At 53.4% G+C, this 14563-nt stretch carries 8 protein-coding genes, 1 tRNA gene and 3 rRNA genes; 6 read left to right on the forward strand and 6 right to left on the reverse strand.

The window, feature by feature from the left end; translation table 11 throughout:
* The first annotated feature begins 209 nt into the window (after window positions 1–209).
* Complete coding sequence (ung, locus tag F384_RS14160; protein WP_046498164.1) at window positions 210–899, forward strand: uracil-DNA glycosylase; 690 nt, start codon at window positions 210–212, stop codon at window positions 897–899.
* Between the two features lie 33 nt (window positions 900–932).
* Here ung and F384_RS14165 read toward each other — a convergent pair whose 3' ends face one another.
* Window positions 933–1970, reverse strand: coding sequence for a tRNA/rRNA methyltransferase (locus tag F384_RS14165; RefSeq protein WP_046485346.1), 1038 nt, complete (start codon window positions 1968–1970; stop codon window positions 933–935).
* 207 nt (window positions 1971–2177) lie between these two features.
* On the opposite strand from F384_RS14165, the gene trxC reads away from it, so the two are divergent.
* The 5 genes from trxC (at window position 2178) to F384_RS14190 (ending at window position 7897) form a co-directional block, all read left to right on the forward strand.
* The gene (trxC, locus tag F384_RS14170; protein WP_042317510.1) at window positions 2178–2597 is read left to right on the forward strand and encodes a thioredoxin TrxC; all 420 of its coding nucleotides are present in this window, start codon (window positions 2178–2180) and stop codon (window positions 2595–2597) included.
* A gap of 68 nt (window positions 2598–2665) precedes the next feature.
* Window positions 2666–3364, forward strand: coding sequence for a tRNA-uridine aminocarboxypropyltransferase (gene tapT / locus F384_RS14175; protein ID WP_046485348.1), 699 nt, complete (start codon window positions 2666–2668; stop codon window positions 3362–3364).
* Between the two features lie 35 nt (window positions 3365–3399).
* Window positions 3400–6060: a bifunctional acetate--CoA ligase family protein/GNAT family N-acetyltransferase gene (locus F384_RS14180; RefSeq protein WP_046485351.1), complete on the forward strand. Its 2661-nt coding sequence runs from the start codon at window positions 3400–3402 to the stop codon at window positions 6058–6060.
* 113 nt (window positions 6061–6173) lie between these two features.
* Window positions 6174–7529: a CDP-diacylglycerol--serine O-phosphatidyltransferase gene (gene pssA / locus F384_RS14185; protein WP_046485353.1), complete on the forward strand. Its 1356-nt coding sequence runs from the start codon at window positions 6174–6176 to the stop codon at window positions 7527–7529.
* A 44-nt stretch (window positions 7530–7573) separates the two neighbouring features.
* Window positions 7574–7897, forward strand: a complete 324-nt coding sequence (locus F384_RS14190) for a YfiM family lipoprotein (protein WP_046485355.1) — start codon at window positions 7574–7576, stop codon at window positions 7895–7897.
* Here F384_RS14190 and F384_RS14195 read toward each other — a convergent pair.
* The 5 genes from F384_RS14195 to F384_RS14215 form a co-directional block, all read right to left on the reverse strand.
* Window positions 7894–9192 (reverse strand): MFS transporter, encoded by a 1299-nt coding sequence (locus F384_RS14195; protein ID WP_046485356.1) that lies wholly within the window; start codon window positions 9190–9192, stop codon window positions 7894–7896. The two genes, F384_RS14190 and F384_RS14195, sit on opposite strands and share 4 nt — an antisense overlap.
* A 289-nt stretch (window positions 9193–9481) precedes the next feature.
* Window positions 9482–9597 (reverse strand): 5S ribosomal RNA (gene rrf / locus F384_RS14200).
* A 98-nt stretch (window positions 9598–9695) separates the two neighbouring features.
* Window positions 9696–12601 (reverse strand): 23S ribosomal RNA (locus F384_RS14205).
* 191 nt (window positions 12602–12792) lie between these two features.
* A tRNA-Glu gene (locus F384_RS14210) sits at window positions 12793–12868 on the reverse strand.
* 85 nt (window positions 12869–12953) lie between these two features.
* Window positions 12954–14495, reverse strand: a 16S ribosomal RNA gene (locus F384_RS14215).
* The 16S, 23S and 5S rRNA genes sit together here with 1 tRNA gene alongside, the layout of an rRNA operon.
* Window positions 14496–14563: the final 68 nt, after the last annotated feature.

Genomic DNA, 14563 nt, shown 5'->3' on the forward strand with positions numbered 1-14563 from the left:
ATTGATTTAAATCAATAAAATCCACACACCAGGCAAGGTGATTGGATGATTTTATTGTTTTACATCAACTTACGCCATATGCGGATATAAACTTTTTACACAAATTTTCAACTTTATTAAGTGCATAGCGCACATCGTCGCGGAGAGAATTTTGCGCCATCGAAAGAAGCAGTTAAGCTATGGCGATTGAAAATTCGCAGGAGAGCGAGATGGCCACTGAATTAACCTGGCACGATGTGCTGGCTGAAGAGAAACAGCAGCCCTACTTTATCAATACGCTGCATACTGTTGCCGGAGAGCGTCAATCCGGGGTAACGGTTTATCCGCCGCAAAAAGATGTGTTCAATGCGTTTCGCTTCACCGAGCTGGGTGATGTTAAGGTCGTGATCCTCGGACAGGACCCGTACCACGGCCCTGGTCAGGCGCATGGTCTGGCGTTTTCCGTTCGCCCCGGTATTGCCACTCCCCCCTCGCTGCTGAACATGTATAAGGAACTGGAGGGGTCGATCCCCGGTTTCACTCGTCCTGCCCACGGTTATCTTGAAAGCTGGGCGCATCAGGGGGTTCTACTGCTTAATACGGTATTAACCGTACGGGCGGGCCAGGCGCATTCGCATGCCAGTCTGGGATGGGAAACGTTCACCGATAAAGTGATCAGCCTGATTAACGAACATCGTGAAGGGGTAGTTTTCCTGCTCTGGGGCTCTCATGCACAGAAGAAAGGCGCGATTATTGACCAGAAACGTCATCATGTTCTGAAAGCGCCTCATCCCTCACCGCTCTCGGCGCATCGTGGGTTCTTTGGCTGTAATCATTTTGTCCTGGCGAATCAGTGGCTGGAACAACGCGGCGAGAAGCCGATTGACTGGATGCCGGTGTTACCGGCTGAGAGTGAATAAAAAAATGCCAGCGATTCGCTGGCATTTTTCTTATCAGGCTTTGTTCTGACGCCACCATTCGGCAAGCAGCACACCGGTTGCCACCGAGACGTTCAGGCTTTCAACGTGACCCGTGCCATCGATTTTCACGCACAGATCGCTGACATCGCGCGCCGCATCCGGCAAACCGTCAATTTCCTGACCTAACACCAGCACCATTTTCTCTGGCAGTTCGGTTTTAAACAGCGGCTTACCGTGTTCGCTGGAGGTTGTCACCACGGTGTAGCCCGCCTGACGGAAATCATCCAGCACATCAACGATGCTGTCGCCGGTAATCGGCTGAACGTGTTCGGCACCGCCTTCCGCAGTGCGGATCGCCGCACCGGACTCCAGCAGCGCCGCGTCCTGCACCACCACGCCTTTCACACCGAAGTGCGCGCAGCTACGCATCATGCCGCCGAGATTGTGCGGGTTAGAAACATCTTCCAGCGCTAACACGCAGTCCTGCGCGCCCGCCTGGCTCACCCACTGTTTCACCGTGGTGCCGTTACGTTTCTTAATCAGGAAGCAGACACCGCCGTGATGCTCCGTACCTGAGGCTTTCGCCAGTTCCGCTTCATCAACCACATGGTACGCTTTGCGGTTTGCCGCCATCCAGCGTAATGCTTCTTTGAAACGTGGCGTGACGCTCTGAATGAACCAGGCGCGGACAATCGCTTCCGGGCGGCTCAGGAACAGGGCCTGACAAGCATTTTCACCGTAAACGCGGGTTTCTTCCGCACGCTGACGACGTAAGACTTCAGGATCGATAAAGCTTTTACCGCTGATACCACCGTGATCGGCTTTTTCAGGCGCTTCATCACCCGGCGCGCGGGATACGGTCCGCCACGGTGAGTCTTCACGCTTGCGATCGCGGTTCTGAGGGGTTCTTTCATCGCGGGCGGGGCGACGGCCACCGTCAGCACGAGATTTTCCTGGACGCCCGCCACCTTTCCCGGTACGCGGGTTTTGGGTACGTTTATCAGAATCATCATCACTGCGGACATACATCACTTTGACCTTGCCGCTTTTGTTTTTCAATTCATCGTTCATGCTTTTCTCCACCAGCGCTGCGCGAAGCGCGCAGATTACCCGATGTGCACCAGGTTAGCCATTATTTCATTTAAAAGCTTATGACTATTGTACTCATTGAATAAAACAGATTGTCGTTTAAAACAGTCTCATCGATAATATGTAACATATTAGAAACATATCGGCGTCTCTGCCGTTCAATACCCCCGACGCATCCAGAGGTTAGTTATGAATACCGTTTGTACCAGCTGCCAGGCCATCAACCGCATTCCCGACGATCGGGTTGAGGATGCGGCAAAATGCGGACGCTGTGGTCACGACCTGTTTGACGGGGAGGTGATCAATGCGACCGGTGAAACACTGGATAAACTGCTCAAAGACGATCTGCCCGTGGTGATCGACTTCTGGGCACCGTGGTGCGGCCCGTGCCGTAACTTCGCGCCCATCTTTGAAGATGTCGCCGAAGAACGCAGCGGCAAAGTTCGCTTCGTGAAGGTTAACACGGAAGCGGAGCGTGAGCTCAGCGCGCGCTTTGGTATCCGCAGTATTCCTACCATTATGATCTTCAAAAAGGGTCAGGTTGTCGACATGCTGAACGGCGCGGTTCCCAAAGCGCCATTTGACAGCTGGCTGAACGAATCGCTGTAAACTCTACGGGGCGCATCTTGTGCCCCGTTTTCACCTCTGCGACAATAGCGTTTTTCAACGCATTCTCTATGACTGAAAACGCTGTTCTCAAGCTTCGCGCTGAACGTCTGGCGCGCGCCACTCGCCCTTTTCTCGCCCGGGGTAATCGCATTCGCCGCTGCCAGCGCTGTCTGCTACCGTTGAAACTTTGCCTGTGTGCGACGCTGTCGCCCTCTCGGGCTGTAAGCCGTTTTTGTCTGGTGATGTTTGACACGGAACCGATGAAACCGAGCAACACCGGACGTCTGATCGCCGATATCTTACCGGACACCGCCGCGTTTCAGTGGTCACGAACAGAACCGCCGCAGGCCCTGCTGGATCTGGTGAAAAACCCGGATTATCAACCGATCGTCGTGTTCCCTGCATCCTATGCCGGAGCCGAACGTGAGGTGATTTTAACCCCACCGACGGGTAAGCCTCCGCTGTTCATAATGCTCGACGGCACCTGGCCGGAAGCGCGAAAAATGTTCCGCAAAAGCCCGTATCTCGACTCTCTACCCGTGATCTCGGTGGATCTGTCGCGTCTGTCGGCCTACCACCTGCGCGAAGTCCATGCCGAAGGGCAATATTGCACGGCCGAAGTCGCTATTGCGCTGCTGGATCTGGCTGGGGATACCGAGGCGGCAAGCAGCCTCGGCGAACACTTTACCCGCTTTAAAACGCGCTATCTCGCAGGAAAAACCCAACATCAGGGAAGCATCACAGCAGAATCAGCAGAAAGCGTTTAAAATCATTCGGTCACTTCTGTGTAAGGGAAACCGGTATGAGTCAGCGAGGACTGGAAGCGCTTCTGCGACCAAAATCGATTGCGGTGATCGGAGCATCGATGAAGCCCAATCGGGCAGGATATCTGATGATGCGCAACCTGCTGGCGGGAGGATTTAACGGTCCCGTTTTGCCGGTAACACCCGCCTGGAAAGCCGTTCTGGGCGTCCTGGCCTGGCCCGATGTCGCCAGCCTGCCCTTCACCCCAGACCTCGCGGTGTTGTGCACCAATGCCAGCCGCAATCTGGCCTTACTGGAAGCCCTGGGCGAAAAAGGCTGTAAAACCTGCATTATTCTCTCGGCTCCCGCCGCGCAACATGCAGAACTGTTGGCCTGTGCGCAACGCTACAACATGCGCCTGCTTGGCCCTAACAGTCTTGGCCTGCTGGCGCCCTGGCAGGGGCTGAATGCCAGCTTCTCGCCGGTGCCGATTAAACGCGGCAAGCTGGCGTTTATTTCTCAGTCCGCCGCGGTCTCCAATACCATTCTCGACTGGGCGCAGCAGCGGGAAATGGGGTTCTCCTACTTTATTGCGCTCGGTGACAGCCTGGATATTGATGTCGATGAGTTGCTGGATTATCTGGCGCGTGACAGCAAAACCAGCGCCATTCTGCTTTATCTCGAACATCTCAGTGATGCCCGGCACTTTGTTTCCGCCGCCCGTAGCGCCGCGCGCAATAAGCCAATTCTGGTCATTAAGAGTGGTCGCAGCCCGGCGGCACAGCGGTTGTTGCATACCAGCGCCGGAATGGATCCCGCCTGGGATGCCGCCATCCAGCGCGCCGGTTTGCTGCGTGTGAACGATACTCACGAGCTCTTTTCTGCAGTGGAAACACTCAGCCACATGCGCCCTCTGCGCGGCGACAGACTGATGATCATCAGTAACGGTGCCGCGCCTGCCGCGCTGGCGCTTGATCAGCTCTGGTCACGCAACGGCAAGCTGGCCATGTTGAGTGAAGAGACCAGCCAGAAGCTGCGCGATGCTCTGCCTGTCCATGTCGAGATCGCCAACCCGCTAGATCTGCGCGACGATGCCAGCATTGAGCATTACACCCGAACGCTGGATATTCTGCTCGCCAGTCAGGACTTTGACGCGCTGATGGTGATTCATTCCCCCAGCGCCGCCGCCCCCGCCACCGAGTGTGCTCAGACGCTGATTGAATCCGTTAAGCATCATCCACGCGGCAAATTTGTCTCGCTGTTGACCAACTGGTGTGGGGAGTTTTCTTCCCAGGAAGCCCGCAGACTGTTCAGTGAAGCCGGACTCCCTACCTATCGCACCCCGGAAGGGACGATCACCGCGTTTATGCATATGGTCGAGTACCGGCGAAACCAGAAACAACTGCGTGAAACACCGGCGCTGCCCAGCAATCTGACCTCCAACACGGCCCAGGCCCATGATCTGCTTCAGCAGGCGATTGCTGAAGGCGCGACCTCGCTTGATACCCACGAGGTTCAGCCGATCCTGCAAGCTTATGGCTTGCATACGCTCCCGACCTGGATTGCCGGCGACAGCATCGAAGCTGTCCATATTGCGGAACAAATTGGCTATCCGGTCGCGCTGAAACTGCGCTCGCCTGACATTCCGCACAAATCTGAAGTTCAGGGCGTCATGCTTTACCTGCGCACGGCAAATGAAGTACAGCAGGCAGCCAATGCCATTATTGATCGCGTGAAAATGGCCTGGCCTCAGGCGCGGATCCACGGTTTGCTGGTGCAAAGCATGGCGAACCGTGCGGGGGCGCAGGAACTGCGCGTGGTGGTTGAGCACGATCCGGTGTTTGGCCCTTTGATTATGCTGGGTGAAGGCGGCGTTGAGTGGCGCCCTGAAGAGCAGGCCGTGGTGGCATTACCGCCGCTGAACATGAACCTGGCGCGCTATTTAGTGATTCAGGCGATCAAGAATAAAAAGATCCGCGGCCGCAGTGCGCTGCGCCCATTGGATGTTGCAGGGTTAAGCCAGTTGCTGGTTCAGGTCTCAAACCTGATTGTCGACTGTCCCGAGATCCAGCGTCTGGATATTCATCCGCTGCTGGCCTCCGCCGGTGAGTTCACCGCCCTGGATGTCACGCTGGATATCGCCCCATTCGAAGGCGATAACGAAAGCCGCCTTGCCGTGCGCCCCTACCCGCATCAACTGGAAGAGTGGGTAGAGATGAAAAATGGCGAGCAGTGTCTGTTCCGCCCTATCCTGCCAGAGGATGAACCCCAGCTTCAGCAGTTTATTTCCCAGGTCACCAAAGAAGATCTTTATTACCGTTATTTCAGCGAGATAAATGAATTTACTCATGAAGATTTAGCTAACATGACGCAGATCGACTACGATCGGGAAATGGCGTTTGTCGCGGTGAGACGCGTAGAACGAACGGAAGAGATCCTTGGCGTGACCCGTGCGATCTCCGACCCGGATAATATTGATGCAGAATTTGCGGTGCTGGTTCGCTCCGATCTCAAAGGGTTAGGATTGGGTCGTCGATTGCTGGAAAAATTGATTACCTATACACGAGATCACGGACTGAGAAGACTGAATGGTATTACGATGCCAAATAATCGTGGCATGGTCGCGCTGGCGCGTAAGCTTGGTTTTAGCGTGGATATCCAGCTCGAAGAGGGAATCGTCGGGCTGTCGCTGGATCTGGCTCCGCCCGAGGAATCGTGAGTAAGGTACTGGAAATGTTGACCACTTTGACGGGGACGGTGTTATCATTGCCCGCTTATGTCGTCTGCATAGCACAGAGGACCCTTCAATGAACAGAGAAGAAATGCACTGTGATGTTGTCAAAATTTAAGCGTAATAAACATCAACAACACCTTGCCCAACTACCTAAGATTTCTCAATCAGTTGATGATGTCGATTTCTTTTATGCTCCCGCTAATTTCAGGGAGACACTGCTGGAAAAAATAGCCAGCGCGAAGCAGCGCATTTGCATTATTGCCCTGTATCTGGAACAGGATGACGGAGGCAAAGGCATTCTCAGCGCGCTATACGAGGCGAAACGGCAGCGTCCTGAGTTGGATGTTCGGGTACTCGTCGACTGGCATCGTGCGCAGCGTGGGCGTATTGGCGCAGCAGCATCCAATACCAATGCCGACTGGTATTGCCGGATGGCGCATGAAAATCCGGGTGTCGATGTTCCGGTATATGGCGTGCCGATCAATACCCGTGAAGCGCTCGGCGTTCTGCACTTTAAAGGCTTTATCATCGATGATAGCGTCCTGTATAGCGGTGCAAGTCTGAACGATGTCTATCTGCATCAGCACGATAAATATCGCTATGACCGCTATCAGTTAATTCGTAACGCCCGAATGGCTGACATCATGTTCGAATGGGTGACCCAGAACCTGATGAACGGTCGTGGCGTGAATCGTCTGGATAATACCCTGCGTCCGAAAAGCCCGGAGATTAAAAACGACATTCGTTTGTATCGCCAGGAGTTACGCGACGCCGCTTACCATTTCCAGGGCGATGCCGATAATGAACAACTGTCCGTGACGCCATTGGTCGGTCTGGGGAAATCCAGCCTGCTGAACAAAACCATTTTCCACCTTATGCCCTGTGCGGAGCATAAGCTCACGATTTGCACCCCCTATTTCAACCTGCCGGCAATTCTTGTCCGTAACATCATTCAACTGCTGCGGGAAGGAAAGAAGGTTGAGATCATTGTGGGTGATAAAACCGCCAACGACTTTTATATCCCGGAAAATGAGCCATTTAAGATAATCGGCGCACTGCCCTATCTCTATGAGATTAACCTGCGTCGTTTCCTGAGCCGTTTGCAATATTACGTGAATACCGATCAGTTGGTCGTTCGCCTGTGGAAAGACGACGACAATACCTACCATCTCAAAGGGATGTGGGTCGATGACAAGTGGATGCTGCTGACCGGGAACAACCTCAACCCGCGCGCCTGGCGTCTGGATCTGGAAAATGCGATCCTGATCCACGATCCTAAGCAAGAACTGGCTGCGCAGCGAGAGAAAGAGCTGGCGCTGATTCGTACGCATACCACCGTCGTTAAGCACTATCGTGACTTGCAGAGCATTGCCGATTACCCGGTAAAAGTTCGCAAACTGATCCGTCGATTGCGTCGTATTCGAATCGACAGGCTAATAAGCCGTATTCTGTAAGCGAAACCCCGTCCTGAACGGGGTTTTTTCTATAGGAGCCACGGGTGCGCGTTATTTTTATTCTTAGTACCTTTATTCTGTCAGGCTGTAGCCATATGGCGCAGGACAGCTGGAGTGGGCAGGACAAAGCGCAGCACTTTATTGCTTCCGCGATGCTCTCAGCCGCAGGCAATGAGTTCGCTCAGCATCAGGGGATGAACCGCGATCGCAGCGCGATGGTGGGTTTGATGTTCTCGGTAAGTCTGGGAGCGTCAAAAGAGCTTTGGGATAGCCGCCCTGCAGGGAGCGGCTGGAGCTGGAAAGACTTTGCCTGGGATGTTGCTGGCGCAACGACCGGCTATACCCTCTGGCAAATGGCACATCACTAAAGACGCAGGCCTTTCCCTTTGCGATGCAATGTCAGCGAGACCAGAAATGCCACGATCGACATAACGGTGACATACCAGAAGAACGACGTCTCCATGCCGACAGATTTCAGCGACAACGCCACGTACTCCGCAGAACCGCCAAACAACGCATTCGCCACGGCATAAGAAAGCCCTACCCCCAGTGCGCGAACCTGCGCCGGGAACATTTCTGCTTTCAAAATACCGCTAATCGACGTGTAGAAGCTGACGATCAGCAGCGCACACATCACCAGACCAAATGCCGCATACGGTGAAGTCACATTCTGAAGCGCGGTCAAAATAGGCACAGTAAACAGGGTTGCCAGTGCACCGAAGCACAGCATAGAGGTACGTCGGCCAATTTTATCTGACAGCGCGCCAAACAACGGTTGCACAAGCATATAAACAAATAGCGCCGCCGTCATAATACCGCTTGCCACATTGGCATGCATACCCGCGGTGTTCACCAGATACTTTTGCATATATGTGGTGAAGGTATAGAAACATAGCGATCCTGCCGCAGTGAAACCCAGCACCATGATGAAGGCTCTACGGTTACGCCATAGCCCTTTCAGCGATCCCGCCTCTTTCAGCGCACGCGTTTCCTGCTTTGACGTTTCATCCAGTTGACGACGTAACCAGAGCGCCACTACCGCCAGCACTGCGCCTAAAGCAAAAGGAATACGCCAGCCCCACTCTCTGAGTGCTGAATCCTCCATGGTCTGCTGTAAGACAACCACAACCAGCAGCGCCAACAACTGACCACCGATAAGCGTGACGTACTGGAAAGAGGCGTAGAACCCCTTACGGCCTTCTACGGCAACTTCACTCATGTAGGTTGCGCTGGTGCCATACTCCCCGCCAACGGATAACCCCTGGAACAAGCGCGCCAGCAGTAACAACGCCGGTGCCCAGGTTCCAATGGTTTCATAACCCGGTAGACAGGCGATCACCAGCGATCCCAAACACATCATGCACACGGACAACAGCATGGATTTCTTACGGCCATGTTTATCGGCGATGCGACCGAATAGCCAGCCGCCAATAGGACGCATTAAGAACCCCGCCGCAAAAACACCTGCGGTTTGTAGTAACTGCGTTGTCGTGTTTCCGGAAGGAAAGAAGATGTGGGCAAAATAGAGCGAGCAGAACGAGTAGACATAGAAATCAAACCATTCGACCAGATTCCCCGAGGACGCGCCTACAATTGCCCATATGCGACGACGGGTGTCACTGTCTGTCAGTGACCCGTTCGCAGTTACACTGCTTTCAGTCATTAGAATGGTACTCCTGCCAAAGATCCGATTGTGCTTTTCGGTTGTGTTTGCTGTCATTTTTAGTAAATGAAATGTTATATAATTGTTATGATTTATTATGAGACAGGGATCACGGTTTTAATTAGCAGGGAAAGAATTTAGGAGTAAGCGCAGAGGACTTGAGAGAATTAGATGTGGACTGGTAAGGATTCATGTAGGCCGGATAAGGCGACGCCGCCATCCGGCATTTTCCGTGGTGCACAGACGCAAAAAAGCCCATCCGTCAGGATGGGCTTCTTCACTGTTTGATGCCTGGCAGTTCCCTACTCTCGCATGGGGAGACCCCACACTACCATCGGCGCTACGGCGTTTCACTTCTGAGTTCGGCATGGGGTCAGGTGGGACCACCGCGCTACAGCCGCCAGGCAAATCTGTTTTATCACCCCGTTTCCACGTAGTGACATAATCTGTATCAAGCTGAACTGAATATTCTCTCAAATCCGCCAAAACAGCTTCGGCGTTGTAAGGTTAAGCCTCACGGTTCATTAGTACCGGTTAGCTCAACGCATCGCTGCGCTTACACACCCGGCCTATCAACGTCGTCGTCTTCAACGTTCCTTCAGGACCCTTAAAGGGTCAGGGAGAACTCATCTCGGGGCAAGTTTCGTGCTTAGATGCTTTCAGCACTTATCTTTTCCGCATTTAGCTACCGGGCAGTGCCATTGGCATGACAACCCGAACACCAGTGATGCGTCCACTCCGGTCCTCTCGTACTAGGAGCAGCCCCCCTCAATTCTCCAGCGCCCACGGCAGATAGGGACCGAACTGTCTCACGACGTTCTAAACCCAGCTCGCGTACCACTTTAAATGGCGAACAGCCATACCCTTGGGACCTACTTCAGCCCCAGGATGTGATGAGCCGACATCGAGGTGCCAAACACCGCCGTCGATATGAACTCTTGGGCGGTATCAGCCTGTTATCCCCGGAGTACCTTTTATCCGTTGAGCGATGGCCCTTCCATTCAGAACCACCGGATCACTAAGACCTGCTTTCGCACCTGCTCGCGCCGTCACGCTCGCAGTCAAGCTAGCTTATGCCTTTGCACTAACCTCCTGATGTCCGACCAGGATTAGCTAACCTTCGTGCTCCTCCGTTACTCTTTAGGAGGAGACCGCCCCAGTCAAACTACCCACCAGACACTGTCCGCAACCCGGATTAGGGCCCACGTTAGAACACCAGCCATTAAAGGGTGGTATTTCAAGGTTGGCTCCATGCAGACTGGCGTCCACACTTCAAAGCCTCCCACCTATCCTACACATCAAGGACCAGTGTTCAGTGTCAAGCTATAGTAAAGGTTCACGGGGTCTTTCCGTCTTGCCGCGGGTACACTGCATCTTCACAGCGAGTTCAATTTCACTGAGTCTCGGGTGGAGACAGCCTGGCCATCATTACGCCATTCGTGCAGGTCGGAACTTACCCGACAAGGAATTTCGCTACCTTAGGACCGTTATAGTTACGGCCGCCGTTTACCGGGGCTTCGATCAAGAGCTTCTCCCTAAGGATAACCCCATCAATTAACCTTCCGGCACCGGGCAGGCGTCACACCGTATACGTCCACTTTCGTGTTTGCACAGTGCTGTGTTTTTAATAAACAGTTGCAGCCAGCTGGTATCTTCGACTGATTTCAGCTCCATGAGTAAATCACTTCACCTACATATCAGCGTGCCTTCTCCCGAAGTTACGGCACCATTTTGCCTAGTTCCTTCACCCGAGTTCTCTCAAGCGCCTTGGTATTCTCTACCTGACCACCTGTGTCGGTTTGGGGTACGATTTGATGTTACCTGATGCTTAGAGGCTTTTCCTGGAAGCAGGGCATTTGTTACTTCAGCACCGTAGTGCCTCGTCATCACGCCTCAGTGTTAAAGTGAACCGGATTTACCTGGAACACACACCTACACGCTTAAACCGGGACAACCGTCGCCCGGCCAACATAGCCTTCTCCGTCCCCCCTTCGCAGTAACACCAAGTACAGGAATATTAACCTGTTTCCCATCGACTACGCCTTTCGGCCTCGCCTTAGGGGTCGACTCACCCTGCCCCGATTAACGTTGGACAGGAACCCTTGGTCTTCCGGCGAGCGGGCTTTTCACCCGCTTTATCGTTACTTATGTCAGCATTCGCACTTCTGATACCTCCAGCATGCCTCACAGCACACCTTCGCAGGCTTACAGAACGCTCCCCTACCCAACAACACATAGTGTCGCTGCCGCAGCTTCGGTGCATGGTTTAGCCCCGTTACATCTTCCGCGCAGGCCGACTCGACCAGTGAGCTATTACGCTTTCTTTAAATGATGGCTGCTTCTAAGCCAACATCCTGGCTGTCTGAGCCTTCCCACATCGTTTCCCACTTAACCATGACTTTGGGACCTTAGCTGGCGGTCTGGGTTGTTTCCCTCTTCACGACGGACGTTAGCACCCGCCGTGTGTCTCCCGTGATAACATTCTTCGGTATTCGCAGTTTGCATCGGGTTGGTAAGTCGGGATGACCCCCTAGCCGAAACAGTGCTCTACCCCCGAAGATGAGTTCACGAGGCGCTACCTAAATAGCTTTCGGGGAGAACCAGCTATCTCCCGGTTTGATTGGCCTTTCACCCCCAGCCACAAGTCATCCGCTAATTTTTCAACATTAGTCGGTTCGGTCCTCCAGTTAGTGTTACCCAACCTTCAACCTGCCCATGGCTAGATCACCGGGTTTCGGGTCTATACCCTGCAACTTAACGCCCAGTTAAGACTCGGTTTCCCTTCGGCTCCCCTATTCGGTTAACCTTGCTACAGAATATAAGTCGCTGACCCATTATACAAAAGGTACGCAGTCACCCCATAAAAGAGGCTCCCACTGCTTGTACGTACACGGTTTCAGGTTCTTTTTCACTCCCCTCGCCGGGGTTCTTTTCGCCTTTCCCTCACGGTACTGGTTCACTATCGGTCAGTCAGGAGTATTTAGCCTTGGAGGATGGTCCCCCCATATTCAGACAGGATACCACGTGTCCCGCCCTACTCATCGAGCTCACAACACATGCACTTTTGTGTACGGGGCTGTCACCCTGTATCGCCGGCCTTTCCAGACCGTTCCACTAACACACATGCTGATTCAGGCTCTGGGCTGCTCCCCGTTCGCTCGCCGCTACTGGGGGAATCTCGGTTGATTTCTTTTCCTCGGGGTACTTAGATGTTTCAGTTCCCCCGGTTCGCCTCGTTAAGCTATGTATTCACTTAACGATAGTGCAACGAATTGCACTGGGTTTCCCCATTCGGACATCGCCGGCTATAACGGTTCATATCACCTTACCGACGCTTTTCGCAGATTAGCACGTCCTTCATCGCCTCTGACTGCCAGGGCATCCACCGTGTACGCTTAGTCGCTTAACCTCACAACCCGAAGATGTTTCGTAAAACACCGTCAGTGTTGCGAAAATTTGAGAGACTCGAACACACATTGACTGTGTGTCGTTTCAATTTTCAGCTTGATCCAGATTTTTAAAGAGCAAATATCTCAAACATGACTCACAAGTCAGTTTTGAGATACTGAGGCACGCGTCTTTCACTCACATACCAGCAAGTGGCGTCCCCTAGGGGATTCGAACCCCTGTTACCGCCGTGAAAGGGCGGTGTCCTGGGCCTCTAGACGAAGGGGACACAAAGTCTCAATCGCAAGACGCCTTGCTATTCACTTTTCATCAGACAATCTGTGTGGACACTGCAAAGGAAAGGTTCTTTCAGGTAAGGAGGTGATCCAACCGCAGGTTCCCCTACGGTTACCTTGTTACGACTTCACCCCAGTCATGAATCACAAAGTGGTAAGCGCCCTCCCGAAGGTTAAGCTACCTACTTCTTTTGCAACCCACTCCCATGGTGTGACGGGCGGTGTGTACAAGGCCCGGGAACGTATTCACCGTGGCATTCTGATCCACGATTACTAGCGATTCCGACTTCATGGAGTCGAGTTGCAGACTCCAATCCGGACTACGACATACTTTATGAGGTCCGCTTACTCTCGCGAGGTCGCTTCTCTTTGTATATGCCATTGTAGCACGTGTGTAGCCCTGGTCGTAAGGGCCATGATGACTTGACGTCATCCCCACCTTCCTCCAGTTTATCACTGGCAGTCTCCTTTGAGTTCCCGGCCGGACCGCTGGCAACAAAGGATAAGGGTTGCGCTCGTTGCGGGACTTAACCCAACATTTCACAACACGAGCTGACGACAGCCATGCAGCACCTGTCTCACAGTTCCCGAAGGCACCAAGGCATCTCTGCCAAGTTCTGTGGATGTCAAGACCAGGTAAGGTTCTTCGCGTTGCATCGAATTAAACCACATGCTCCACCGCTTGTGCGGGCCCCCGTCAATTCATTTGAGTTTTAACCTTGCGGCCGTACTCCCCAGGCGGTCTATTTAACGCGTTAGCTCCGGAAGCCACTCCTCAAGGGAACAACCTCCAAATAGACATCGTTTACGGCGTGGACTACCAGGGTATCTAATCCTGTTTGCTCCCCACGCTTTCGCACCTGAGCGTCAGTCTTCGTCCAGGGGGCCGCCTTCGCCACCGGTATTCCTCCAGATCTCTACGCATTTCACCGCTACACCTGGAATTCTACCCCCCTCTACGAGACTCAAGCCTGCCAGTTTCGAATGCAGTTCCCAGGTTGAGCCCGGGGATTTCACATCCGACTTGACAGACCGCCTGCGTGCGCTTTACGCCCAGTAATTCCGATTAACGCTTGCACCCTCCGTATTACCGCGGCTGCTGGCACGGAGTTAGCCGGTGCTTCTTCTGCGGGTAACGTCAATGGATGCGGTTATTAACCACATCCCCTTCCTCCCCGCTGAAAGTACTTTACAACCCGAAGGCCTTCTTCATACACGCGGCATGGCTGCATCAGGCTTGCGCCCATTGTGCAATATTCCCCACTGCTGCCTCCCGTAGGAGTCTGGACCGTGTCTCAGTTCCAGTGTGGCTGGTCATCCTCTCAGACCAGCTAGGGATCGTCGCCTTGGTGAGCCGTTACCTCACCAACTAGCTAATCCCATCTGGGCACATCCGATGGCAAGAGGCCCGAAGGTCCCCCTCTTTGGTCTTGCGACGTTATGCGGTATTAGCTACCGTTTCCAGTAGTTATCCCCCTCCATCGGGCAGTTTCCCAGACATTACTCACCCGTCCGCCACTCGTCAGCAAAGCAGCAAGCTGCTTCCTGTTACCGTTCGACTTGCATGTGTTAGGCCTGCCGCCAGCGTTCAATCTGAGCCATGATCAAACTCTTCAATTTAAGTTTGATGCTCAAAGAATTAAACTTCGTAATGAATTACGTGTTCACTCTTGAGACTTGGTATTCAT

It is taken from the genome of Citrobacter amalonaticus Y19, from assembly GCF_000981805.1.
GTDB classification, from domain to species: Bacteria; Pseudomonadota; Gammaproteobacteria; order Enterobacterales; family Enterobacteriaceae; genus Citrobacter_A; species Citrobacter_A amalonaticus_C.

Coding starts and splice junctions, on each gene's coding strand:
- ung (WP_046498164.1), top strand. CDS start 210: ATGGCCACTGAATTAACCTGGCACGATGTGCTGGCTGAAGAGAAACAG.
- F384_RS14165 (WP_046485346.1), bottom strand. CDS start 1,970: ATGAACGATGAATTGAAAAACAAAAGCGGCAAGGTCAAAGTGATGTAT.
- trxC (WP_042317510.1), top strand. CDS start 2,178: ATGAATACCGTTTGTACCAGCTGCCAGGCCATCAACCGCATTCCCGAC.
- tapT (WP_046485348.1), top strand. CDS start 2,666: ATGACTGAAAACGCTGTTCTCAAGCTTCGCGCTGAACGTCTGGCGCGC.
- F384_RS14180 (WP_046485351.1), top strand. CDS start 3,400: ATGAGTCAGCGAGGACTGGAAGCGCTTCTGCGACCAAAATCGATTGCG.
- pssA (WP_046485353.1), top strand. CDS start 6,174: ATGTTGTCAAAATTTAAGCGTAATAAACATCAACAACACCTTGCCCAA.
- F384_RS14195 (WP_046485356.1), bottom strand. CDS start 9,192: ATGACTGAAAGCAGTGTAACTGCGAACGGGTCACTGACAGACAGTGAC.